This window comes from Streptomyces similanensis (assembly GCF_039543625.1).
Taxonomy (GTDB): Bacteria; Actinomycetota; Actinomycetes; order Streptomycetales; family Streptomycetaceae; genus Streptomyces; species Streptomyces similanensis.
Window position 1 is genome coordinate 308,781 of record NZ_BAABKC010000011.1, and the last position, 23,180, is coordinate 331,960.

Sequence of the window (23,180 nt, forward strand, 5' to 3'; positions counted from 1 at the left end):
GCGCGGGCGGCCGGGGCCGCCCCCTTGAAGGGCTTCCCCTTGTCTTCCTCCGCTTTCGGTTCCTCCGAGGCTTCCTCTTCCTCCGCCTCCCGCGAGGCTTCCTCCTGCCCGCCTCCCCCCTCGTCGCACCCCCTCGCCGGTCACGGCTGGGACGAGGGCTGGGCGGCCGAGTTCGCGCCGTACGCCGGGCAGGGCCTGCTGCCCGGCCGGGTCGTCCGCGTCGACCGCGGCCAGTGCGACGTCGTCACCGCGGGCGGCGTGCTGCGCGCCGACACCGCGTTCGTCACCCCGCACGATCCGCTGCGCGTCGTGTGCACCGGCGACTGGGTCGCCGTCGAACCCGGCGGCAACCCCCGCTACGTACGGTCGTGCCTGCCGCGCCGTACCGCCTTCGTCCGCTCCACCTCCTCCAAGCGGTCCGAGGGGCAGATCCTCGCCGCCAACGTCGACCGCGCCGTCGTCGCGGTCTCCCTCGCCGTCGAGGTCGACCTCGGCCGCGTCGAACGGTTCCTCGCCCTGGCCTGGGAGTCCGGGGCGCAGCCGCTGGTCGTGCTGACCAAGGCCGACCTCGTCCCGGACCCGGTCGCCCTGTCGTACCTCGTCCAGGACGTGGAGACGGCGGCGCCCGGCGTGCCGGTGCTCTCGGTCAGCGCGCTGACCGGGGACGGGCTCGACGTGCTCGCCGCCGTCGTCGCCGACGGGACCTCCGTCCTGCTCGGGCAGTCCGGGGCCGGCAAGTCCTCGCTGGCCAACGCGCTGCTCGGCGAGGACCTGATGGACGTCCGGCACACCCGGGACGTGGACGGCAAGGGCCGGCACACCACCACCACCCGCAACCTCCTCGTCCTGCCGCACGGCGGCGTGCTGATCGACACGCCCGGCCTGCGCGGGGTCGGCCTGTGGGACGCCGGGACCGGGGTCGGGCAGGTGTTCGCCGAGATCGAGGAACTGGCCGAGGAGTGCCGGTTCCACGACTGCGCCCACGACAGCGAGCCCGGCTGCGCCGTCCTCGCCGCGGTGGACACCGGCGCCCTGCCCGAACGCCGCCTGGACAGCTACCGCAAGCTGGTGCGCGAGAACCAGTGGATCACCGCCAAGACCGACGCCCGGCTGCGCGCGGAGATCCGCCGCGACTGGAAGCGCAAGGGCGCGGAGGGGCGCGCGGCGGTGGCCGCGAAGCGGGGCCACTGGGGGTAGCGGCGAGGCCGCCGGGGGCACGACCGTCCAGAGCCGCGGCTCCGGACGGTCGTGCCCCCTGGGCGGTCGTGGCCCCTGGGCGGCGGTCCGTAGCGCGATGTCCGATTCCCGCCAGTCGTCCCGTGCCCGAGGGCGGACACTGGACAGCGTGATGGATGAGGACAGCAGGTACGAGGCGGTGCGGAGCCGGGACGGCAGGTTCGACGGCGAGTTCTTCTTCGCCGTCGAGACCACCGGGATCTACTGCCGTCCCAGTTGCCCGGCCGTGACGCCCAAACGGCCCCACGTGCGGTACTACGCCACGGCCGCCGCCGCCCAGGGCGCGGGGTTCCGCGCCTGCCGCCGGTGCCGCCCGGACGCGGTGCCCGGCTCCGCCGACTGGAACGTGCGCGCCGACGTCGTCGGCCGGGCGATGCGCCTGATCGGCGACGGCGTGATCGACCGGGAGGGCGTCGCCGGGCTCGCCGCCCGGCTCGGCTACAGCGCCCGGCAGGTGCAGCGGCAGCTCACCGCCGAACTCGGCGCCGGCCCCGTAGCCCTCGCCCGCGCCCAGCGGGCCCACACCGCCCGCGTCCTGCTCCAGACCACCGACCTGCCGGTCACCCACATCGCCTTCACGGCCGGATTCGCCAGCGTGCGGCAGTTCAACGACACCGTACGGGCCGTCTACGCGGCGACCCCGAGCGAACTGCGCGCCGCCGCGCCCCGCACCCGGCGCCGCCCGGCCGCCGCCCCCACCGCCGGCATCCCGCTGCGCCTCGCCCACCGGGGCCCCTACCAGGCCGGCCCCGTCTTCGACCTGCTCCAGCACGAGGCCGTGCCCGGCGTGGAGGAGATAACCGGACGGCCGGGCGCGCGGACCTACCGGCGCACCCTGCGCCTGCCCCACGGCGCCGGGATCGTCGCCGTCGATGAACGCACCCGCGCGCCCAGGACCTCATCCGGCACCCGGCCGGGCGGCTGGCTGGAGGGCCGGCTGCACCTGACCGACCCGCGCGACCTGACCACGGCCGTGCAGCGGCTGCGCCGGCTGTTCGACCTCGACGCCGACCCGTACGCCGTCGACGAGCGGCTCGGCGCGGACCCGCGGCTGGCCCCGCTGGTCGCCGCCCGCCCCGGACTGCGCTCGCCCGGCGCCGCCGACCCCGACGAGGCGGCGGTACGCGCGCTGGTGGGCCCGGCGGCCGCCGCCGAGCTGGTACGCCGCTACGGCAAGGCGCTGGACGCCCCCTGCGGCAGCCTCACCCACCTGTTCCCCGAACCCGCCGTCCTCGCCGGGGCCGAGCCGCACGGCACGCTGGGCGCCCTGACCGCCGCCCTCGCCGACGGCGCCCTACGGCTGGACCCGGGCGCCGACCGCGACGAGGCGCACCGGGCGCTGCTCGCCCTGCCCGGTCTGACCGCCGCCGTGGCCGCCGCCGTCCGCACCCGCGCCCTCGGCGACCCCGACGCCGCCCCGCCCGAGGCGCACACCCCCGACAGCTGGCGCCCCTGGCGCTCGTACGCACTCAACCACCTGCGCGCAGCAGGGGAGTGGGAGATCCGATGATGACCGCCGCCGAACACCTGTCGACGCCCGGAGCGACGGCGGCCGCCGCAGCCGAGGCCGCCCCCATGGCGCCGCCCGACGCGGCCACGACGTACTGGACCCGGCTCGACAGCCCCCTCGGGCCGCTGCTCCTGACCGCCGACCCGTCCGGCGCCCTGACCTCGCTGTCGGTGCCCGGCCAGAAGGGCGGCCACGCGGTCGAGCCGGACTGGCTGTGCGATCCGGCGCCCTTCCGCGCGGCCGAGGAGCAGCTGCGCGCCTACTTCGCCGGTGAACTCAAGGAGTTCAGCCTGCCGTTGCGCAGCTCCGGCACCGACTTCCGGGAACGGGTGTGGGCCGCCCTGGACACCGTGCCGTACGGCGCGACCACCACGTACGGCGAGATCGCCGCGCGGATCGGGGCCTCCCGGGCGGCGGTTCGGGCCGTCGGCGGCGCGATCGGCGCCAACCCGCTGCTGGTGGTGCGCCCTTGTCACCGGGTGATCGGCGCGGACGGCTCGCTCACCGGGTACGCGGGCGGGCTGGAGCGCAAGACGGCGCTGCTCGCCCTGGAGGGCGTGCTCGGCCGCTGAGTCCGCCGTCAGCGCCGCCGTTCCCTGGCCACCCAGCCGCGTTCGTAGGCGTGCCAGCCCAGTTGCAGCCGGGTGGTCACCCCGGCCAGCTCCATCAGCCGCTTCACCCGGCGCTGCACGGTGCGCAGACCCAGATCGAGCTGCTTGGCCACGCTCGCGTCGGTCAGCCCGGCCAGGAGCAGCGACAGCACCTCCAGATCGGTGGCGTCCGGGCCGTCCGGGTCCTGCTCGGTGACACCGGACGCGCCCAGCCGCAGCGGCAGTCCGGTGCGCCACACCGACTCGAACAGCCCCGACAGCAGCTCCAGCAGACCGCTGGCGTGCACGACGAGCGCGGCCGGCTCCGCCGAGTGCGTGGTCAGCGGCACCATCGCCAGCGCACGGTCGGCCACCACCAGCTTGGTCGGCACCTCCTCGACCACCCGCACCTGCTCGTCCCGGCCGAGCGCGGCCGTCAACTCCGCGATGCCGTGCGGCTGGTGGAGCACCGCGCGCTCGACCACCACCCGGTAGCGCACGCCGCGGCCGGCCGCCTGCTCCTCGGCGTCGTTCTCGCTGCCGGAGACGGCGACCGGATTGTCGGTGACCAGTGCGCACACCTCCTCGTTCGCGCCCAGCTGGAGCTGGAGGAAGCGCTGCGCGACGGCGGGGGCGCCGGTGACCACCTCCACCAGATCGTGCACCGCGGGTTCGGCCGCCGCCGCCCGGTACTCCTCCGCGAGCAGGGCGGCGGCCAGCTCCGCCTTCTCCAGTTCGTGCCGCTGCTGGGTGAGCAGCGCGCCCAGCGCCACGCCGGGCGGTGCGGCGACCCAGCGGCCGGGGCGCGCCGAGGACTGCGCGGCGAGCCCGTGCCGCTCCAGGCGGCGCAGCGCGTGCTCGGTGTCCCGCTCGCCGAGCATCAGCCGCCGCGCGAGGTCGGGCACCTCGGCGGCGCCCACGGACACCAGTGCCCGGTACGCCGTCTCGTGCCGCTCGTCCAGACCTATCGCTGCCAGCATCGGCTGCCGTCCCTCCCCAATCGGGCGCTGTGCCACGGTGTTCGCGGCGGGCCCGCGGTGGCGGGAAACGGCCACGGCGCAAACCCGCCTCCCAACATCATCGCCGTACCCGTGGTCCTCCTGACAAGGTGGCACCACCGAAGCATCGATGTGCCGCCCCGGAGGCCGTGGCCTGCGTGGACGCCGGCTGCGTGCGGCGGCCGTCCGTACGTGACCCGGTTCCGGGTCGCCCAGGTGTCGCCGGGCGGTTCTCCCGTGGGGGGTGGGACCGCCCGGCGGCTGCATTTCGTACGGAAGTGCGGGGCGTCACCCGACGGGTCCGTTCGCGGGACGGGTGCGCGCCGGATTTTCGCGTTGCCCCGTTTCCCCGCGGCCCGCGCGGTGGACAATTGAGGGCATGAGCCAGCAGGGGGGAAGGCCCACCGGTCACGAGGACGACTGGTGGCGGCAGTTGTACGACGACTCGACGGCGGACACGGGTCCGACGGCCGCGGCCGATTCCCTGGACGACCGCTTCGCCTCGGCCGCCGACGCGCTGGAGGACGCCGAGGGCGCCCCACCACCGCAGGCGACGGCCCCGGGCCACCGGACCGACGCCCGCGCGGACGCCCCGCCCGGCACCGACACCGCGGCCCGCCCCGGCGACGGACGGAGCGATGAGCACGGCGACGGCCGTGTCGGGGGCCATCGCGGCAGTGACGGCCGTGCCGGTGCTGAGCGGGGCTCGGACGAGCAGGGCTGGGACGAGGAGTGGTACTCGTTCGGCGAACGCCCGCCCTCGGCTCCGCCGGAGCCGGCCGTACCCGAGCCGCGCGCGGCCGACCGGGCCACGGAGCAGGCCGTCGACTCAGGCGCGGCCGACTCGCGCGCTGCCGACCGGTGCGCGGCCGATCCGCCCGTCACCGACCTGGCCGCTGGCCCGCCCGTCGCCGAGCCGCCCGCCACCGGTGCGTTCGCCGCCGAGTCGCCCGCCGGCGCGTCCACGGCCGCGCCGCCTGCCGGTGGCGCTGCGCAGGGGCCCTCCGGGCCGTTCGCCGGGTCGCCCGCCGAGGTGCCTCCCAAGCCGTCGAGCGCGCCGCCGCGGGCCACGGGTTCCGCGCCCGGTTTCGGTCCCGACCCCGGTCGGCCCTGGGCGGCCGGGGACGGCGCCGAGTCGGCGAAGCCCGGTCGCGCCCCCGCTCCCGACGTCCCGTCCCCGGCCCCCGGGCCGGACTGGTGGCGCCGGGCGCCGCAGGCTGCCGCGCCGACCTCCGCCACCAGCTCGCACCCGCCCGCCCCCGGCACGCCGTCGCGGCCGCCCGCGCCACCGCACCCGCCAGCGCACCCGAGCACGCCGTCGCGCCCGCCCGCGCCACCGCGCCCGCCAGCGCCCCCGAGCACGCCCGCGCTCGACGACACCGCAGGGAGCGCACCCACCGGTGCGCACGCCCCGCAGGCCCCCGCCCGGCAGGCCCCCGCCCGGCAGGACCCCGTCCGACAGGGCTCCTCCCCGGCAGGCCGTTCCCCGGAGGCCCCCGCCCCGGCGGGCCCGTGGAACACCGAGGCCCCGGCCCCGCAGACCCCAGCGGCTTCCGCCGCAACGGCTCCTGCTCCGGAGGCCCCGGCCCCGGCGGACTCCTGGACCGTCGAGGCACCGGCCCCGCAAACCTCCGCCCCGCAGGCGTCCGCCCCGACGACCGCCTCCTCGGCGGCCCCTGTCCCAGAGATCCCACCCCCGTCGGCTCCGGCCCTGCCGGCCCCTGCCCCGGAGGTCCCCACCACGGCTGGCCCCGCCCCGGAGACATCCACTCCAGTCGCCCCCACCCCAGCCGCGCCCACCCCAGCCGCCCCCACCCCACCAGCCCCGCGCACCGTAACCCCCGCGCCCCCGCCCCCTTCCGCGCCCCCGCGGCCCTCCTCGCCCCCGCCGACCTCACCGCCCCCGCAGCCCAGCCCTGCCGAGGTCGCGGGCTCAGGTGTCCCGCATGTCCCCGAACCGCCGTCCTCGTCGTCGCCGCCCCCGCTGACCGTCGCGTACGTCGGGTCGGGGCCGCCCACCTATGACGCGGAGCCGACCGCGTTGCCGGGGGGCGATCCGGAGGAGCTGGACGAGGGGGACGAGCCGGTGCCGGACACGGTGCTGGACGGGGCCCGGTACGGGACCTGCACGCTGCGCGCCGTGTCCCTGCGCGGAGACTCCCCGCGCTACCGGGGCGAACCGCGCCGCGACGCGCTGCTCACCGTCCGGTTCGGCAGCGGCGACCAAGCGCTGGTGCTGGTCGCGGCGGCGACCGGCGCCCGCACCTCCCCGCAGGCGCACCGCGCGGCCGCCCAGGCGTGCCGGTGGATCGCGCGGGCCGTGGGCCGCAGCCACTCCCGGCTGGTGGAGGACATCCGCGCCGGCCGGCGCGGGGAGCTGAAGGCCGGGCTGCACCGCCTCACCGACCGCACCCTCGGCAAGCTCCGCGCCGCCGCCGCCGAACGCGGCGTCGAACCGGAGGAGTACACGGCCGGGCTGCGCTGCCTGCTGCTGCCCGCCGACCCCGAGTGCCGGGTGCGGGTCTTCTTCGGGGTCGGCGCGGGCGGACTGTTCCGGCTGCGCGGCGGCGCGTGGCAGGACATCGAGCCCCCGGCGCCCGGCCCCGCCCCGGAGACCGGACCGGCCGCCCCGGCCGAGGGCGACCACCTCACCCTGGACCTCGGGGTTCCCGGCCCGCCGGGTCCGTACGCCCCCGCGTCCCCGCCCGAGCCGCCCCGCGAGCCGTTCCGGTTCCGGGCCTCCCTAGCCCGGCCGGGTGATGTGCTGCTGATGTGCACTCAGGGCCTCGCCGACCCGTTGCGCGGCGAGGCGGAGCTGGCCGCGCGGCTGGCCGGACAGTGGTCGGACGCCGCCCCGCCGGGCCTGGCCGCGTTCCTCGCGGACGCCCAGACGCGGGTCAAGGGGTACGCGGACGACCGTACGGCGGCCGCCGTGTGGGAGGCGTGAGCGCGGCGGCTGTGAATTCATGGACCCAGAGGAATCCGCACCGCAGCGCGGGAGACCGAAGGGCGTCCAGCAGCCATGGCCAAGCAGAACGTCGCAGAACAGTTCGTCGACACCCTCGCCCGCGCCGGCGTCAAACGCCTGTACGGCGTCGTGGGGGACAGCCTCAATCCGGTCGTCGACGCGGTGCGCCGCCATGCCGCCATCGACTGGGTCCACGTCCGGCACGAGGAGACCGCAGCCTTCGCGGCCGGCGCCGAGGCGCAGATCACCGGAAAGCTCGCGGCCTGCGCAGGATCCTGCGGCCCCGGCAACCTCCACCTCATCAACGGCCTCTACGACGCCCACCGCTCCATGGCCCCGGTGCTCGCGCTCGCCTCGCACATCCCCTCCGGCGAGATCGGCCTCGGCTACTTCCAGGAGACCCATCCGGACCGGTTGTTCCAGGAGTGCAGCCACTACAGCGAGCTGATCTCCAGCCCGAAGCAGATGCCCCGGCTGCTGGACACCGCCATCCAGAACGCGGTCGGCCGCGGCGGCGTCAGCGTGGTGACCCTGCCCGGCGACATCGCCGACGAGCCCGCCCCCGAGAAGTCCGCTGAGACCGCGATCGTCACCTCCCGGCCCACCGTGCGGCCCGGCGACGCCGAGATCGACGAACTGGTGCGGATGATCGACAAGGCCGACAAGGTCACCCTGTTCTGCGGCAGCGGCACGGCGGGCGCGCACGCCGAGGTGATGGAGTTCGCCGGGAAGATCAAGTCACCCGTGGGACACGCCCTGCGCGGCAAGGAGTTCATTCAGTACCGAAATCCTTACGACGTCGGGATGAGCGGGCTGCTCGGTTACGGCGCCGCCTACGAGGCCACCCACGAGTGCGACCTGCTGCTCCTGCTCGGCACGGACTTCCCGTACAACGCGTTCCTGCCCGACGACGTGAAGATCGCGCAGGTCGACGTCCGGCCGGAGCACCTGGGCCGCCGCTCCCGGCTCGACCTGGCCGTGTGGGGCGATGTGCGCGAGACGCTGCGCTGTCTGATCCCGCGGGTGCGGGAGAAGAAGAACCGGCGCTTCCTGGACCGGATGCTCAAGAAGCACGCGGACGCGCTGGAGGGCGTGGTCAAGGCGTACACCAGGAAGGTCGACCGGCACGTGCCGATCCACCCCGAGTACGTGGCCGCCGTGCTGGACGAAGTGGCCGCCGACGACGCCGTGTTCACCATCGACACCGGCATGTGCAACGTCTGGGGCGCCCGCTACATCTCGCCCAACGGCCGCCGCCGGATCATCGGTTCGTTCTCGCACGGCTCGATGGCCAACGCGCTGCCCATGGCGATCGGCGCGCAGTTCACCGACCGGCGCCGGCAGGTCGTCTCGATGTCCGGGGACGGCGGGTTCGCCATGCTGATGGGCGACTTCCTGACCCTGGTCCAGTACGACCTGCCGGTGAAGGTCGTACTGTTCAACAACTCCGCTCTCAGCATGGTGGAGTTGGAGATGCTGGTGGCCGGACTGCCCTCCTACGGCACTGCCAACAAGAACCCGGACTTCGCCGCCGTCGCCCGCGCCTGCGGCGCCCACGGCGTGCGGGTGGAGAAGCCCAAGGAACTGGCCGGGGCGCTCAAGGACGCCTTCCGGCACAAGGGTCCGGCCCTCGTGGACGTCGTCACCGACCCCAACGCGCTGTCCATCCCGCCGAAGATCAGCGCCGAGATGGTGACCGGGTTCGCCCTGTCGGCGTCCAAGATGGTGCTGGACGGCGGGGTCGGCCGGATGGTGCAGATGGCCCGCTCCAACCTCCGCAACGTGCCGCGCCCCTGATCCGCGCCCCGCGCGAACCGCCCGCCGCCGGGCGGGAGAAGCGTCGTACTCCGGCCAACTTCGCCGACCGTTCGGTCGTTGACACTTCCACATGACTGGCGCGGGTCGGGCTGGGCATGGATCCCCGTGAACGTGTTCGAGCTGGAGGGGAACCGAGATCGGCACGCGGGCGGGGGAGATGGAGAGTCAGGTACGAGGAGGCGGTCCCACGGCGACCGGGGCCTTCGCGACCGGAACGGCGGCGGACGGGCCCGGGACCGGGGCGCGGCGCCCACCGGCTCCGCAGCTCCGGCGCAGGCTGCCCCGGGCGGATCTGCGCGCGGTGCCCGAGGCGCGCCGGGCGCTGCGCGAGCTGCTGCGCCAGTGGGGGCCGCCGGACGGCTCGGACGTCGCCGAACTGCTCACCAGCGAGCTGGTCACCAACGCGCTCGTGCACACCGACGACGACGCCATCCTGACCGCCACCGTGTCACCGAGCGGACTGCGGGTGGAGGTACGGGACTTCGTGCCGCAGCGGCCCCGGCCGCGGGTGCCGGAGGCCGCGGCCGACACCAACGGCAGGGGCCTGGTCCTGGTCGAGTCCCTCGCGGACGCCTGGGGCGTGTGCGCGCACGAGGTCGGCAAGTCGGTCTGGTTCGAGCTGACCGGGGCGCAGGCCGCCTGAACGACGGGAAGGGCGCGACCCGTCGCGGTCGCGCCCTTCCCTACGGCGTTGTCGGCGTCCTACCGGACCCCGTGGCTCAGCCGAACTGCTGCTCCAGGTCCTTCAGCTTGCGCTCCAGTGAGTCCAGACGCGGCAGGGCCTGTGTGTCGTCCTCCGCGGTGAGGTCGACCGTGATGGCGTCACCGCCCTTGCGGACGGGCTGGAGCGAGGGACGCGCGCGCACCGGCAGGGGTTCCGAGGGCGCTATGGCAGGCTCCGCTGAGGCCTGCCCGGAGCCGCGCTCCAGAGCCTGCGCCTCGCCCTGCCGTCCGCCCCGGCCGGCGAACCCGCGGTGGCCCCGGCTGATCGCCTTGAGCTGGGCGCGCTCGACCCGCTCCTGCTCGCGCCGCAGCCGGCGCCGCTCCTCCTTCTCGCGCTTGTCGTCGCGCACCTCCTCGACCGCCTCGTCCAGGCTGCGCACGCCCTCCAGGAGCATCAGCGACCAGGCGCGGTAGGTCTCCCGCGGGGCCCGCACCCAGCGGACGATCCGGATCTGCGGCAACGGGCGCGGGACCAGGCCCTGTTCGCGCAGGGCGGCCCGGCGGGTCTGCTTCAGCGCGCGGTCGAAGAGGACCGCCGCCGACAGCGACATGCCGGCGAAGAACTGCGGCGCGCCCGCGTGGGCGACGCCCCGGGGCGCGTGCACCCAGTTGAACCAGGCCGCGGCGGCGGCGAACAGCCACACCAGCAGCCGGGAGCCGAGGGCCGCGTCACCGTGGCTGGCCTCGCGCACCGCGAGCACGGAGCAGAACATCGCCGCGCCGTCCAGGCCGAACGGCACCAGGTACTGCCAGCCGTCGGTCAGGCCGAGGTTCTGCTCGCCGAAGCCGACCAGGCCGTGGAAGGAGAGCGCGGCGGCGACCGCCGCACAGCAGAACAGGAGCACATAGGAGGCGGTGCCGTAGACGGCCTCCTTGCGCCGCCGGCGCTCCTCGCTGCGCTCCCACGAGTCCTCGGTACCCGTGTTCCCCTTGGACCGCTTGCCGCGCGCGAGCACCGCCACCGCCGCCAGCACGCCCAGGAGCAGCACGGCGCCCGGAAGCAGCCAGTTCAGCGATATGTCGGTCAGTCTCATCTAGGGTCCCTTGCATTGGGATAGGGCGTAACGCCCGCCATAGTGGCCCAATCCCGCCGTCCCTCAGGGGGTTTCGGGGCAAGAGGCCGCCAAGGAGGTGCAAGGGGATGCCCGGGGACGGCGTTCTGCTCGAACTGCCGCGTGAGGGGCGGGAGTTGAGTTCGAATAAGACTACCCGTACGGGCGGTTCCGCGGAAAGTTCCCGCGACGGGTGAGGGAGTTGTGAACTCCTCGCGCCCGTACGGAGTCCCAGTCGTGGACGATCTTACGTGACGCGCGGCGGCCCGCCGTACGTTCCGACGGTTCGTCAGGCGTGACCTCGGCGTCAGGTGCGACGCGGCGTCGGACAGGACGAGGCGTCAAGCGGCCATGGCGGCAGTGGCCTTGACCGGGCGCTCGGTCGCCGCACAGGTGCGCGGGCAGTTGTCGCAGGTGTCCTCGGGGCGCAGCGTGTAGAACATGCAGCAGCTGATCCGGTCCCGGGTGGACTGCGGCGTGCCGTCGGGTCCGGTCAGCTCGCGGAACGCGGCCGCGCCGACGTAGGGGCGGGTCGCGCCCGGCAGCAGCAGCTCCAGCTCGCGCAGCGCGCGGTCCTGCTCGCCGAGGAGCTGGGCGATGTACCACAGGCTCTCGACGATCTCGTCGGTCGCCATGCCCCACAGCGCCCGTCCGCGCCGCCGCATCCGCGGGCCGAAGGCGGTGAGCAGCGGTTCGAGGTGCTCGGCGACGGCCGCCCGCAGCTCGGCGCGCAGCGCCTCCTCGTCGGGCACCACGCGGGCGCCGGGGAGGGCGGCGGCGGGGTCGCCGGGCAGACAGGCGAAGGAGTCGGGGCGGACGGCCATCCGGCCGCCGGTCCGGTCGTAGGCGACGTGGGCGGCGGGCAGGCGGGGGACGCGGCGGTGCAGGAACCACGGGACGGTGAACAGCAGGCAGGCGGGCCAGGCGTAGCGGTGCAGGGCGAAGCTCGCCACCACGTCGGGGCGGGCCCGGGTGCCGTAGTCGCGCAGCACCTGGGCGTCGTCCCAGGCCAGGAACGCGTCCAGTTCGGGGCCGCCCGCGGCGAGGGCGGCGGCGCCGGTCCACCCCTCGCCCCGCGGCAGGGGCTCTCCGGGGGCCGGCTCGGTCACCGTGAGGCCCGGGAAGACCTCGGTCAGGCGCGCGTACGCGGCCGCGATTGCCGAAGGGGGCACAGGCATGCCGGAACCACCGATTCACGGTCGACGAGGACGGTTGGAGGTAAGCCTTACCTTACTTCACTTCGGCGGAATGTGAACCCTTGGCCACTTGTGTCTAAGGTGCTTGACGGACGAGCAGCAACCCGCCGTAATGACCCCAAGCACCCCCAAGCCCCCAGGAGCACCGTGAACCAGGGCGCGCAGGACTCCGCCGGCGCCGTCGGGACAGCCCCGGGCGCGGCGCGGCTGCCCCGGCAGGCGGGGGAGCGGGACGCCCTGACGACGCCCGGCGCCCGCGGCGAGCACCCGCCGCACGGCGAGCACCCGTACGGCGGGCATCCGTACGGCGAGCGCCCGCCGCACAGCGAGTACCCGCACGTTGGGCATCCGTACGGCGAGCACCTGCCCGGTGAGCCGGCCGGCCGTCCGCGCTCCGGTCCGGTCGTGCGCCGTTCCTCCGTGCGCGGGCAGGTCCTCGACGCCCTGCGCGCCGCGCTGGCCGCCGGTGAGCTGCGGTCCGGCGAGGTGTACTCCGCTCCCGTGCTCGGCGAGCGGTTCGGGGTGTCCGCCACCCCGGTCCGGGAGGCGATGCAGCAGCTGGCGCTGGAGGGCGCCGTCGAGGTCGTGCCCAACCGGGGTTTCCGGGTGGTCGAGCGCGGCGCCCGCGAGCTGGCCGAGCTGGCCGAGGTGCGGGCCCTGATCGAGGTCCCGGTGCTGCTGCGGCTGGCCGGGACGGTGCCGGTGGAGCGGTGGGCCGGGCTGCGGCCGCTGGCCGAGGCCACCGTGCGGGCCGCGTCCTCCGGCCGCCCGGCGGCCTACGCCGAGTCCGACCGCGCCTTCCACCACGCGCTGCTGTCCCTGGCGGGCAACGAGCAGCTGCTCCGGATCGCCGCCGACCTGCACCGCCGCACCCAGCGCCCGCCGGCCGCCGCCCCCGCCCTGCTGGCGGACGCGGCCGAGCACACCGCCCTGCTGGACGCCCTGATCGCCCGGGACGCGGACCGGGTCCGCGCCCTGCTCGACCGCCACTTCGCCGAGCCGGACTGAGGCGGCCCGCCGGGCCGCGCTCACGCCGTCGCGGTCGCCCCCGGGGCCGGCGGGGTCAGATGGGCGGCCAGCCAGGTGGGGACGCCGCCCAGGAGGCGGAAGAGGCGGCGGGCCTCCTCGCGCAGGCGGGACGCCTCCGGTTCCTGCTCCGTCTCGGCCAGGGAGACCAGCGCCGGGGCCGTGCCGACCAGATAGCCCAGCTCCTCGCGGATCCGCAGCGACTCGGCGAAGCCGTGCCGGGCGTCGGCCAACTCGCCCTCCCGCAGGGCGAGTCCGGCCAGGTGCCGCCAGGTGGAGGAGAGCAGCAGCGGGTCGTGGTGGGCGGTGGCGCCCGCGTGGGCCCGGCGGTAGGCGGCGCGCGCGGACTGCGGGGAGCGGGTCAGTTTCTCCGCGATCAGCCCGCGCCGGAAGTCCAGCAGGGCCCGTCCGGGCGAGCCCGGCGTGATCAGCGCCGCCGCCCGCCCCAGTGCCGAGCGCGCCTCGTCGGCCCGGTCGCGCACGGCGTGCAGCGTGGCCGAGTAGGCCAGGTACCCGCGTTCACAGGCGGCCGCGCCCCGCTCCTCGTCGGTGTGCGCCAGCGCCTCGGCCGCGCGCAGCGCGTCCTCCGCGTCCTGCCACCCCGCCTCGGTGTACAGGCACCGCTCCACCAGCAGCGCGGCGCGCTGCAACGCGGCGGCGGCGGTGGCCGACTGGAGCAGCTCCGCCGCGTCGGCCCAGCACGCGCGCGAGCGCAGCCGCCATACCGCGGTCTGGAGTGGATCGTCACCTGCGGTCGTTCCGTTACCAGACATGGCGGTATGCGCCACGTTGCCCTCCCCGAGCACGTCATCGAGCTGTGAGTGGTGGCGGCATCTCAGCACGAATCGCGGCGCCCGGCCAAGGGGGTGGGTGAAGGATTTCACAAAGTCGGGGGAACGTGGCCGGTGGCGGGTGTCGCCGCCGCCACCGGTCCGGCCTCAGCTCATCCGCAGGGCGAGGAAGAAGTCCAGCTTGTCCTCCAGCCGCGAAAGGTCACGCCCCGTCAACTGCTCGATCCGCCCGACCCGGTAGCGCAGTGTGTTGACGTGCAGGTGCAGCCGGGTCGCGCACCGGGTCCAGGAGCCGTCGCAGTCGAGGAACGCCTCCAGCGTGGGGATCAGCTCGGCGCGGTGCCGCCGGTCGTAGTCCCGCAGCGGGTCCAGCAGCCGGGCGGTGAAGGCGCGCCGCACGTCGTCCGGGACGAACGGGAGCAGCAGCACGTGCGAGGCGAGTTCCTGGTGGCCGGCCGCGCAGACGCCGCCCGGCCGCGCGGCGGCGACCCGCCGGGCGTGCCGCGCCTCCTCCAGCGCCCCGCGCAGCCCCTCGGCCGAGTGCACGGCCGCGCTGACGCCGAGCGTGAGCCGCCCGTCGTCGCCGAGCCCGGCCGACAGCGGGCCGCGCACGGACTCCAGGAGCGCGTCGGCGAGGATCCCGCTCTCGGTGCCGTCGTGCTCGGCGGCGACGGCCGGCAGCGGCACCAGGGCGATGGCCTCGCCGGCGCTGTGCGCGACCGCGATCCGGTCGGTCGCCTCGGGCCCGCTCTGCGCGGCGCCGGGGGCGGGGTCGGCGAGGATCTCCTCCAGCAGCGCCTGGGCGACGGGCCCGCTCTGGACGGGCGCGCCCTCCCACTCCACCCGGGCCACCACCACCTGCCAGTGCGGGGCGGCGCCGAGGCCGGGCAGCAGCACCGGCGCGGCGACCCGGAGCCGGGCGGCGATCTCGGCGGGCGGCGCGCCGGTCTGCACCAGCTCCAGCACCTCCTGGGCGAGCCGCCGGCGCACGGTGCGCGCCGCGTCCCGCCGGTCGCGCTCCACGGCGATCAGCTGGGTGACGCCCTGGAGCAGGTCGAGGCGCTCATCGGGCCAGTCGCCGGCGTCCGCCTCGACCGCGAGCAGCCAGTCCGACAGCACCGTCTCGCGCACGTCGCGGGCGGCCTGCGCGGGCCGTTGGGCGGCTCCGGCGGAGCGCTGTCCGCCGGCGCGGATCGGGAAGAGGGAGTAGGTGGTGCCCTCCAGCGTGACCCGGTGCGGGCCGCGCCGGCCCGAGCGGCCGGCCGTCAGGTGCTCGGCGGCCAGCAGGGCGCAGGCGCCCGCGGACAGCGCGGGCCCCGTGGCCCCCGGCCCGCCCGCGTCCGGCCCGGCGATGAGCCGGCCGGTGGGGGAGAGCAGCCAGGCCCGCAGGTCGAGGTCGGAGCCGAGCAGGTCCAGGACCACGTCCGGGCCGCCGCCGGCCGGTCCCGCGGTCATCATCCGCCGGTGCCGGTCGACCACGGCCGCGAGGTCGCCGGCCCGCTCGCCGGATACCTGCCGCACGACGTGCTCGGTGATCGAGGCGAACGCCACCGACTCGTGGACCGCGAACAGCGGCATCCGGTGCTGGGCGCAGGCCCGCACCAGGTCCTCGGGCACGGCGCCCAGCTCGGCCTCGCCGGCGGCCAGCGCGGCCACCCCGGCCTGCGCCAGGATCCGTACGAACGGCTCCGCGTCGGCGGCGTCGCGGCGCCAGGCCAGGCCCGTCAGGACCAGCTCGCCGCCGGAGAGGTAGCGGCTCGGGTCGCGCAGGTCGGTGGTCATGACACCGCGGACGGTGCGGTCCAGCTCCTCCTCGCCGCCGAGCAGCTTCAGGCCCAGCGCATCGGTGTCCAGCAGTGCGCGCAGCCGCATGTGTCGTCGCCGCCGTTCTTTGTCTCGAAAACTACGATGAATCCTGTGGTGGGGGCCCGGCCGGGCGGCCGGTCGGCAGCTCCGCCGGGAGGGCGGTGATCTTCGTCTCGGGGGAATCCCAAGATGTCACCGACGACCTCCGTTCATACGAATCTACAAGATGCCCGGCGTGGCCAGCCAAACCCTTCATGGTTTCGGTGACTGACCCCATCGGAGCAGCGGGCGGTGTACTGGCTCCACTCCGCGTGAACAGCACATGAACACGAACGAGCCTGGCCCGCCGCACACGGATTGGCTCAATCTGGACGACCTTTCGAGACGAAGAAGAGAGCCGGTCATGGACTTCCTTCGCCCCGCCAGCTGGGAGGAGGCGCTCGCCGCGAAGGCCGAGCACCCCACCGCTGTGCCGATTGCGGGTGGCACCGACGTGATGGTCGAGATCAACTTCGACCACCGCCGGCCCGAGTACCTGCTCGACCTGAACCGCGTCGGCGACCTCTACGAGTGGGAGGTCTGCGAGGACAGCGTGCGGCTGGGCGCTTCGGTCTCCTATACGAAGATCATGGAAAATCTCCGTGCCGAGCTGCCGGGCCTCGCGCTCGCCTCGCACACGGTCGCCTCCCCGCAGATCCGCAACCGCGGCGGCGTCGGCGGCAACCTCGGCACGGCCTCCCCGGCCGGCGACGCCCACCCCGCCCTGCTCGCCGCGGGCGCCGAGGTGGAGGCGGAGTCGGTGCGCGGCACCCGCCGCATCCCGATCGACGAGTTCTACACCGGCGTCAAGCGCAACGCGCTCGCCCCGGACGAGCTGATCCGCGCCGTGCACATCAAGAAGGCCGACGGACCCCAGCAGTACTCCAAGGTCGGCACCCGCAACGCCATGGTGATCGCCGTGTGCGCCTTCGGCCTCGCCCTGCACCCCGAGACCCGCACGGTGCGCACCGGCATCGGCTCCGCCGCGCCCACCCCGGTGCGCGCCAAGGCCGCCGAGGAGTTCCTGGCCGCGGCGCTGGAGGAGGGCGGCTTCTGGGACAACGGGAAGATCGTCACCCCCTCGGTCGCCAAGCAGTTCGCCGAGCTGTGCTCCGCCGCCTGCAACCCGATCGACGACGTCCGGGGCACCGCGAGCTACCGCCGTCACGCGGTGGGCGTGATGGCCCGCCGCACCCTGACCTGGACCTGGGAGTCGTACCGCGGCGCCCGCAACACCGCAAAGGGAGCCGCGTGATGCGCGTCAACTTCACCGTCAACGGACGGCCGCAGGAAGCCGACGACGTGTGGGAGGGCGAGTCCCTGCTCTACGTCCTGCGCGAGCGCATGGGCCTGCCCGGCTCCAAGAACGCCTGCGAGCAGGGCGAGTGCGGCTCCTGCACGGTGCGCCTGGACGGCGTGCCGGTGTGCTCGTGCCTGGTCGCCGCCGGGCAGGTGCAGGGCCGCGACGTCGTCACCGTCGAGGGCCTGGCGGAGTTCGCCCAGCAGCGCGCCGAGGGCGGCTGCGCGAGCGGCGCCTGCGGCACCGCGGGCGCGGCCGGCACCACGCTCGACGAGGCCCGCCGCTGGCAGGCCAAGGGCGCCGACTCGCAGACCGGCGAGGGCGTGGAACTGGCCCCGATCCAGCAGGCGTTCATCGACGCCGGCGCCGTCCAGTGCGGCTTCTGCACGCCGGGTCTGCTGGTGGCCGCCGACGAGATGCTGGAGCGCAACCCGAACCCGAGCGACGCGGACATCCGCGAGGCGCTGTCGGGCAACCTGTGCCGCTGCACGGGCTACGAGAAGATCATGGACGCGGTCCGCCTGGCGGCCGCCCGCCAGTCCGAGGGGGTCTGACCATGACGACTGCCAACGGTGCTCCCACCAAGATCACCCAGGGTTCGAAGTCCAAGGGCGGCATCGGCGAGTCCACGCTCCGCCCCGACGGCACCCTCAAGGTGACCGGCGAGTTCGCGTACTCGTCCGACATGTGGCACGAGGACATGCTGTGGGGCCAGATCCTGCGCTCCACGGTCGCCCACGCCGAGATCGTCTCCATCGACGTCTCCGAGGCCCTCGCCATGGCCGGCGTCTACGCCGTCCTGACCTACGACGACCTGCCCGCCGAGATGAAGCACTACGGCCTGGAGATCCAGGACACCCCGGTGCTCGCCCACGGCAAGGTGCGCCACCACGGCGAGCCGGTCGCCATCGTCGCCGCCGACCACCCGGAGACCGCGCGCCGCGCCGCCGCCAAGATCAAGGTGGACTACAAGGAGCTGCCCGTCATCACCGACGAGGCCTCCGCCACCGCCCCGGACGCGATCCTCGTCCACGAGAACCGCGACGACCACCACATCGGGCACGTCCCGCACCCCAACATCGTCCACAGCCAGCCGATCATCCGCGGAAACGCCGACGAGGCCGCCAAGAAGGCCGACTTCGTCGTCAAGGGCGAGTACTACTTCGGCATGCAGGACCAGGCCTTCCTCGGCCCCGAGTCCGGCCTCGCCGTGCCCGAGGAGGACGGCGGCGTCCACCTCTACGTCGCCACCCAGTGGCTGCACAGCGACCTGAAGCAGATCGCGCCCGTGCTCGGCCTGCCCGAGGACAAGGTCCGGATGACGCTGGCCGGCGTCGGCGGCGCCTTCGGCGGCCGCGAGGACCTGTCCATGCAGATCCACGCCTGCCTGCTGGCGCTGCGCACCGGCAAGCCCGTCAAGATCGTCTACAACCGGTTCGAGTCCTTCTTCGGGCACGTCCACCGCCACCCGGCCCGCCTCTTCTACGAGCACGGCGCCACCAAGGACGGCAAGCTCACCCACCTGAAGTGCCGGATCGTCCTGGACGGCGGCGCCTACGCCTCCGCCTCCCCGGCGGTCGTCGGCAACGCCTCCTCGCTGGCGGTCGGCCCGTACGTCGTCGACGACGTCGACATCGAGGCCATCGCCCTCTACTCCAACAACCCGCCGTGCGGCGCGATGCGCGGCTTCGGCGCGGTCCAGGCGTGCTTCGCCTACGAGGCGCAGATGGACAAGCTCGCCGACGAGGTGGGCATGGACCGGGTGGAGTTCCGCCGGCTCAACGCCATGGAGCAGGGCACCCTCATGCCCACCGGACAGCCGGTCGACTCCCCGGCGCCGGTCGCCGAACTCCTGCGCCGCATCAAGGCGATGCCGCTGCCGCCCGAGCGCCAGTGGGAGTCCAGCGAGGGCTCCGACGTGCGCCAGCTGCCCGGCGGACTGTCCAACACCACGCACGGCGAGGGCGTCGTACGCGGTGTCGGCTACGCGGTCGGCATCAAGAACGTCGGCTTCTCCGAGGGCTTCGACGACTACTCCACCGCCAAGGTGCGCATGGAGACCGTGGGCGGCGAACCGGTCGCCACCGTGCACACCGCCATGGCGGAGGTCGGCCAGGGCGGCGTCACCGTGCACGCGCAGATCGCCCGCACCGAGCTCGGCGTCGCCCAGGTCACCATCCACCCGGCCGACACCCAGGTCGGCAGCGCCGGTTCGACCTCCGCCTCACGGCAGACGTACGTCACCGGCGGCGCCGTCAAGAACGCCTGCGAGCTGGTGCGCGAACGGGTCCTGGAGATCGGCCGGCGCAAGTTCGGCTCCTACCACCCCGCCTGGGCCACCGCCGAACTCCTGCTGGAGGGCGGCAAGGTCGTCACCGACGGCGGCGAGGTCCTCGCCGACCTGGCGGACGTGCTGGAGGACGGGGCCGTCGAGATCGAGGCGGAGTGGCGCCACCGGCCCACCGAGCCCTTCGACCTGCGCACCGGCCAGGGCAACGGCCACGTGCAGTACTCCTTCGCCGCGCACCGCGCCGTCGTCGAGGTCGACACCGAACTCGGCCTGGTCAAGGTCGTGGAGCTGGCCTGCGCACAGGACGTCGGCAAGGCGCTCAACCCGCTCTCCGTCATCGGGCAGATCCAGGGCGGCACCACCCAGGGCCTGGGCATCGCCATCATGGAGGAGATCATCGTCGACCCCGTGACGGCGAAGGTCAGGAACCCGTCCTTCACGGACTACCTGCTGCCCACCATCCTCGACACGCCGACCATCCCGGTCGACGTGCTCGAACTCGCCGACGACCACGCCCCCTACGGGCTGCGCGGCATCGGCGAGGCGCCCACCCTGTCGTCCACCCCGGCCGTCCTCGCGGCGATCCGGAACGCGACCGGGCTGGAGCTCCCTCGCACGCCCGTACGGCCGGAGCACCTCACCGGCAAGGCGTGAGCAGACCCTCCGGGCGGCGCACGGAACGTCACACCTCCGCGCCGCCCGGAGCACTCCCCGTCCTTCGAGTCCCGCTCCGCTCGCGGTCTTGAAGTACCAGCAACGAGGTTCGTCCTGGGCCGTCCTCCCGGGTCGTCCATCCCAAATCCCGTGCCCCGCAAGGGTGATCGCACGGGTGCCCCTGTGAACCTTGGGAGATGGCCCCATGACCCAGCAGTCCGTGGAGCCCAGAACCACCGCCGAAGAAGCGGGCGCGGGCAGCCGCGTCCCGGCGGGACGGTCCTGGCTCGACCGGTACTTCCACATAACCCAGCGGGGTTCCACCGTCGCGCGCGAAGTGCGCGGCGGCGTCACCACCTTCATGGCGATGGCGTACATCCTGCTGCTCAACCCGATCATCCTGTCCGGCAAGGACGTGGCCGGGGACACCCTCGGCCAGAAGGCCCTGATCACCGCGACCGCGCTCGGCGCGGCGTTCACCACCCTGCTCATGGGCTTCGTCGGCAAGGTGCCGCTGGCCCTGGCCGCCGGCCTGTCCGTCTCCGGCGTCGTCGCCACCCAGGTCGTTCCCGAGATGACCTGGCCGCAGGCGATGGGCATGTGCGTCGCCTACGGCGTCGTCATCATGCTGCTGGTCGTCACCGGCCTGCGCGAGATGATCATGAACGCGATCCCGTTGCCGCTCAAGCACGGCATCACCATGGGCATCGGCCTGTTCATCGCCTTCATCGGGCTGGTCAAGGCCGGCTTCATCGGCCGCAACCCGGCGCCCGGCGGCGGACCGGTCATCCTCGGCCCCGGCGGCGAGCTGTCCGGCTGGCCGGTGCTCCTGTTCGCCGTCACCCTCCTGGTGATCTTCGCCCTCCAGGCCCGCAACGTCCCCGGCGCCATCCTCATCGGCATCGTGGCCGGCACGGTCGTCGCGGCCGTCCTGAACGCGGCGGGCGCCATCAACGCCAAGCAGTGGGTCAACGGCGCGCCCGAGCTGCACGGCAGCCCGGTGTCGATGCCCGACTTCTCGCTCTTCGGGCACGTGTCCTTCGGCGGCTGGGGCGACGTGGGCGTCATGACCATCACGGTCATCGTCTTCACCCTGGTCCTGGCGGGCTTCTTCGACGCCATGGCCACGATCATCGGCGTCGGCACCGAGGCCAACCTGGCCGACGACAAGGGGCGGATGCCCGGCCTGTCCAAGGCGCTGTTCATCGACGGCGCCGGCGGTGTGGTCGGCGGTGTGGCGGGCGGCTCCGGCCAGTCGGTGTTCATCGAGTCGGCCACCGGCGTCGGCGAGGGCGCCCGCACCGGCTTCTCCTCGGTGATCACCGGCCTGTTCTTCGCGGCCTGCCTCTTCTTCACCCCGATCACCGCGATCGTCCCGCAGGAGGTCGCCTCCGCCGCCCTCGTCGTCATCGGCGCCATGATGATGATGAACGCGCGGCACGTCGACTGGGCCGACCGCGCCACCGCGATCCCGGTCTTCCTGACCGTGGTGATCATGCCGTTCACGTACTCCATCACCCCGGGCGTCGCCGCCGGCGTGATCTCGTACACCGTCATCAAGGTCGCCCAGGGCAAGGCGCGCGAGATCGGCGCCTTCATGTGGGGTTTGACGGCCATCTTCCTCGTCTACTTCGCACTGCATCCCATCGAGGCCTGGCTGGGCGTTCACTAGCCCTGGCCGACCGCCCGCCGCACGACGTCCGTAAGGAGACCGATCAGATGCTGGACATCGCCGAGGAACTGCACCGGTGGGTCGAGCAGGGCCGTGACTTCGCCGTCGCCACCGTGGTGGCGGTCGGCGGCAGCGCGCCCCGCCAGCCCGGCGCGGCCCTCGCCGTCGACAGCGAGGGAACCGCCGTCGGGTCGGTCTCCGGAGGCTGTGTGGAGGGCGCGGTCTACGAACTGTGCCGGCAGGCGCTGGAGGACGGCGAAAGCGTCCTCGAACGCTTCGGCTACAGCGACGAGGACGCCTTCGCGGTCGGCCTGACCTGCGGCGGCGTCATCGACATCCTGGTCACACCGGTACGGGCCGGCTCGCCGGTCCGCCCGGTGCTGGCGACCGCGCTGGCCGCCGCCGCCCGTGGGGAGGCGGCGGCGGTGGCGCGGATCGTCTCCGGCCCCGCCGAACTGCGCGGCCGCGCCCTGCTGGTGCGTACGGACGGCTCCTGGGAGGGCGGATTCGCCGCCCACCCGGAACTGGACCGCACGGTGGCAGGCGAGGCCGCGGCCTTCCTGGACGCCGGCCGCACCGGCACCCTGGAGATCGGTGAGCAGGGCTCACGCTGCGGCGCCCCGCTCACCGTCCTCGTGGAGTCCTCGGTGCCCGCGCCCCGGATGATCGTCTTCGGGGCGATCGACTTCGCCTCGGCGCTGGTGCGCACCGGCAAGTTCCTCGGCTACCACGTCACCGTGTGCGACGCCCGCCCCGTCTTCGCCACCCGCACCCGTTTCCCGGACGCCGACGAGATCGTCGTCGAGTGGCCGCACACGTACCTGGAGAGCACCGACGTGGACGGCCGCACCGTCCTGTGCGTGCTCACCCACGACGCCAAGTTCGACGTACCCCTGCTGAAACTGGCGCTCCGGCTGCCGGTGGCGTACGTCGGCGCGATGGGCTCGCGCCGCACCCACCTGGAGCGCAACGAGCGGCTGCGCGAGGTCGGCGTCACCGACCTCGAACTGGCCCGGCTGCGCTCCCCGATCGGCCTCGACCTCGGCGCCCGCACCCCCGAGGAGACGGCCCTGTCCATCGCCGGGGAGATCGTCGCCGCCCGGCGCGGCGGCAGCGGCGCCTCCCTGACCGGCGCGCACACCCCGATCCACCACGACCCCACCTCCCTGCCGCCCCGGCGGATCGGCTCGGTGGCCTGAGCCACGGGCCGGCGCCTCCGGGCGCGAGGTCTTGATACACGGGCCGACCGCAGCCCCGGGCGCGAGGCTTGATACCCGGGTCGGCGCCCCGGGCGCGAGGCTCGGGACACGCGTCGGCGCCCCCGGGCACGAGGCACGTGCCGGGGGCGCCGGGCGGGGCGGGCACGCGGGGAGGCGCGCGTCCCTCGCACCGGGCATGCCCCTCCCGCCGGGCACGCCCCCGGTGGCGCGGCTCCGCCCCGACGATGGCCCCCCGCGCCGCCCGCACCGCCTCGCGGCGCTCCCGCACCGGCCGCACCACCCCGCAGGACT

The 23,180-nt window shown here is 74.5% G+C and carries 17 protein-coding genes; 12 read left to right on the top strand and 5 right to left on the bottom strand.

Going from position 1 to position 23,180, the window contains the following annotated elements:
• The first annotated feature begins 39 nt into the window (after positions 1-39).
• From rsgA to ABEB07_RS04670, 3 genes are all read left to right on the top strand, one after another.
• Positions 40-1,197, top strand: coding sequence for a ribosome small subunit-dependent GTPase A (rsgA, locus tag ABEB07_RS04660; protein ID WP_345667133.1), 1,158 nt, complete (start codon positions 40-42; stop codon positions 1,195-1,197).
• A gap of 151 nt (positions 1,198-1,348) precedes the next feature.
• Positions 1,349-2,746, top strand: coding sequence for a bifunctional transcriptional activator/DNA repair enzyme AdaA (locus ABEB07_RS04665; RefSeq protein WP_345667161.1), 1,398 nt, complete (start codon positions 1,349-1,351; stop codon positions 2,744-2,746).
• A gap of 65 nt (positions 2,747-2,811) precedes the next feature.
• Positions 2,812-3,318, top strand: a complete 507-nt coding sequence (locus ABEB07_RS04670; protein WP_345667162.1) for a methylated-DNA--[protein]-cysteine S-methyltransferase — start codon at positions 2,812-2,814, stop codon at positions 3,316-3,318.
• Between the two features lie 8 nt (positions 3,319-3,326).
• Here ABEB07_RS04670 and ABEB07_RS04675 read toward each other — a convergent pair whose 3' ends face one another.
• Positions 3,327-4,316 carry a helix-turn-helix transcriptional regulator gene (locus ABEB07_RS04675; protein ID WP_176150999.1) on the bottom strand — a complete coding sequence of 330 codons (990 nt, stop codon included), beginning with the start codon at positions 4,314-4,316 and terminating at the stop codon, positions 3,327-3,329.
• A 2,059-nt stretch (positions 4,317-6,375) separates the two neighbouring features.
• On the opposite strand from ABEB07_RS04675, the gene ABEB07_RS04680 reads away from it, so the two are divergent.
• The 3 genes from ABEB07_RS04680 to ABEB07_RS04690 all read left to right on the top strand — a co-directional run bounded on the left by ABEB07_RS04680 (position 6,376) and on the right by ABEB07_RS04690 (position 9,763).
• Entirely contained in the window at positions 6,376-7,281 is a 906-nt protein-coding gene (locus ABEB07_RS04680) for a protein phosphatase 2C domain-containing protein (protein ID WP_345667134.1), read from the top strand.
• Positions 7,282-7,356: 75 nt separating this feature from the next.
• Positions 7,357-9,099, top strand: coding sequence for a pyruvate dehydrogenase (locus ABEB07_RS04685; protein WP_345667135.1), 1,743 nt, complete (start codon positions 7,357-7,359; stop codon positions 9,097-9,099).
• A 178-nt stretch (positions 9,100-9,277) separates the two neighbouring features.
• The gene (locus ABEB07_RS04690) at positions 9,278-9,763 is read left to right on the top strand and encodes an ATP-binding protein (protein WP_345667136.1); all 486 of its coding nucleotides are present in this window, start codon (positions 9,278-9,280) and stop codon (positions 9,761-9,763) included.
• 76 nt (positions 9,764-9,839) lie between these two features.
• On the opposite strand, the gene ABEB07_RS04695 is transcribed toward ABEB07_RS04690, so the two are convergent.
• Both ABEB07_RS04695 and ABEB07_RS04700 read right to left on the bottom strand, forming a co-directional pair.
• Positions 9,840-10,877 (bottom strand): DUF2637 domain-containing protein, encoded by a 1,038-nt coding sequence (locus ABEB07_RS04695; RefSeq protein ID WP_176151002.1) that lies wholly within the window; start codon positions 10,875-10,877, stop codon positions 9,840-9,842.
• Positions 10,878-11,236: 359 nt separating this feature from the next.
• Positions 11,237-12,073 carry a (2Fe-2S)-binding protein gene (locus tag ABEB07_RS04700; protein WP_345667137.1) on the bottom strand — a complete coding sequence of 279 codons (837 nt, stop codon included), beginning with the start codon at positions 12,071-12,073 and terminating at the stop codon, positions 11,237-11,239.
• Positions 12,074-12,238: 165 nt separating this feature from the next.
• Between ABEB07_RS04700 and ABEB07_RS04705 the strand changes: the two genes are divergently transcribed.
• The gene (locus tag ABEB07_RS04705) at positions 12,239-13,099 is read left to right on the top strand and encodes a GntR family transcriptional regulator (protein WP_425588949.1); all 861 of its coding nucleotides are present in this window, start codon (positions 12,239-12,241) and stop codon (positions 13,097-13,099) included.
• A 20-nt stretch (positions 13,100-13,119) separates the two neighbouring features.
• Here ABEB07_RS04705 and ABEB07_RS04710 read toward each other — a convergent pair whose 3' ends face one another.
• Both ABEB07_RS04710 and ABEB07_RS04715 read right to left on the bottom strand, forming a co-directional pair.
• On the bottom strand, positions 13,120-13,890 hold the full coding sequence (locus ABEB07_RS04710; RefSeq protein WP_176151004.1) for a hypothetical protein: 771 nt from the start codon (positions 13,888-13,890) through the stop codon (positions 13,120-13,122).
• A 165-nt stretch (positions 13,891-14,055) separates the two neighbouring features.
• Complete coding sequence (locus ABEB07_RS04715; protein WP_176151005.1) at positions 14,056-15,780, bottom strand: PucR family transcriptional regulator; 1,725 nt, start codon at positions 15,778-15,780, stop codon at positions 14,056-14,058.
• Positions 15,781-16,117: 337 nt separating this feature from the next.
• On the opposite strand from ABEB07_RS04715, the gene ABEB07_RS04720 reads away from it, so the two are divergent.
• From ABEB07_RS04720 to ABEB07_RS04740, 5 genes are all read left to right on the top strand, one after another.
• Positions 16,118-17,008 carry an FAD binding domain-containing protein gene (locus ABEB07_RS04720; RefSeq protein ID WP_345667138.1) on the top strand — a complete coding sequence of 297 codons (891 nt, stop codon included), beginning with the start codon at positions 16,118-16,120 and terminating at the stop codon, positions 17,006-17,008.
• Positions 17,008-17,607, top strand: a complete 600-nt coding sequence (locus ABEB07_RS04725; protein WP_176151007.1) for a (2Fe-2S)-binding protein — start codon at positions 17,008-17,010, stop codon at positions 17,605-17,607. Before ABEB07_RS04720 ends, ABEB07_RS04725 begins: the two co-directional genes overlap by 1 nt.
• A 2-nt stretch (positions 17,608-17,609) precedes the next feature.
• The gene (locus tag ABEB07_RS04730) at positions 17,610-19,997 is read left to right on the top strand and encodes a xanthine dehydrogenase family protein molybdopterin-binding subunit (protein WP_345667139.1); all 2,388 of its coding nucleotides are present in this window, start codon (positions 17,610-17,612) and stop codon (positions 19,995-19,997) included.
• Between the two features lie 205 nt (positions 19,998-20,202).
• Positions 20,203-21,669: an NCS2 family permease gene (locus ABEB07_RS04735; protein WP_176151009.1), complete on the top strand. Its 1,467-nt coding sequence runs from the start codon at positions 20,203-20,205 to the stop codon at positions 21,667-21,669.
• A gap of 47 nt (positions 21,670-21,716) precedes the next feature.
• Positions 21,717-22,868: an XdhC family protein gene (locus tag ABEB07_RS04740; protein ID WP_345667140.1), complete on the top strand. Its 1,152-nt coding sequence runs from the start codon at positions 21,717-21,719 to the stop codon at positions 22,866-22,868.
• Positions 22,869-23,180: the final 312 nt, after the last annotated feature.

Bases quoted from the DNA above. Each gene is read 5' to 3' on its own strand.
- ABEB07_RS04665 (WP_345667161.1), top strand. From the start codon at position 1,349: ATGGATGAGGACAGCAGGTACGAGGCGGTGCGGAGCCGGGACGGCAGG.
- ABEB07_RS04670 (WP_345667162.1), top strand. From the start codon at position 2,812: ATGGCGCCGCCCGACGCGGCCACGACGTACTGGACCCGGCTCGACAGC.
- ABEB07_RS04675 (WP_176150999.1), bottom strand. From the start codon at position 4,316: ATGCTGGCAGCGATAGGTCTGGACGAGCGGCACGAGACGGCGTACCGG.
- ABEB07_RS04685 (WP_345667135.1), top strand. From the start codon at position 7,357: ATGGCCAAGCAGAACGTCGCAGAACAGTTCGTCGACACCCTCGCCCGC.
- ABEB07_RS04690 (WP_345667136.1), top strand. From the start codon at position 9,278: ATGGAGAGTCAGGTACGAGGAGGCGGTCCCACGGCGACCGGGGCCTTC.
- ABEB07_RS04695 (WP_176151002.1), bottom strand. From the start codon at position 10,877: ATGAGACTGACCGACATATCGCTGAACTGGCTGCTTCCGGGCGCCGTG.
- ABEB07_RS04700 (WP_345667137.1), bottom strand. From the start codon at position 12,073: ATGCCTGTGCCCCCTTCGGCAATCGCGGCCGCGTACGCGCGCCTGACC.
- ABEB07_RS04710 (WP_176151004.1), bottom strand. From the start codon at position 13,890: ATGTCTGGTAACGGAACGACCGCAGGTGACGATCCACTCCAGACCGCG.
- ABEB07_RS04715 (WP_176151005.1), bottom strand. From the start codon at position 15,780: ATGCGGCTGCGCGCACTGCTGGACACCGATGCGCTGGGCCTGAAGCTG.
- ABEB07_RS04720 (WP_345667138.1), top strand. From the start codon at position 16,118: ATGGACTTCCTTCGCCCCGCCAGCTGGGAGGAGGCGCTCGCCGCGAAG.
- ABEB07_RS04725 (WP_176151007.1), top strand. From the start codon at position 17,008: ATGCGCGTCAACTTCACCGTCAACGGACGGCCGCAGGAAGCCGACGAC.
- ABEB07_RS04730 (WP_345667139.1), top strand. From the start codon at position 17,610: ATGACGACTGCCAACGGTGCTCCCACCAAGATCACCCAGGGTTCGAAG.
- ABEB07_RS04735 (WP_176151009.1), top strand. From the start codon at position 20,203: ATGACCCAGCAGTCCGTGGAGCCCAGAACCACCGCCGAAGAAGCGGGC.
- ABEB07_RS04740 (WP_345667140.1), top strand. From the start codon at position 21,717: ATGCTGGACATCGCCGAGGAACTGCACCGGTGGGTCGAGCAGGGCCGT.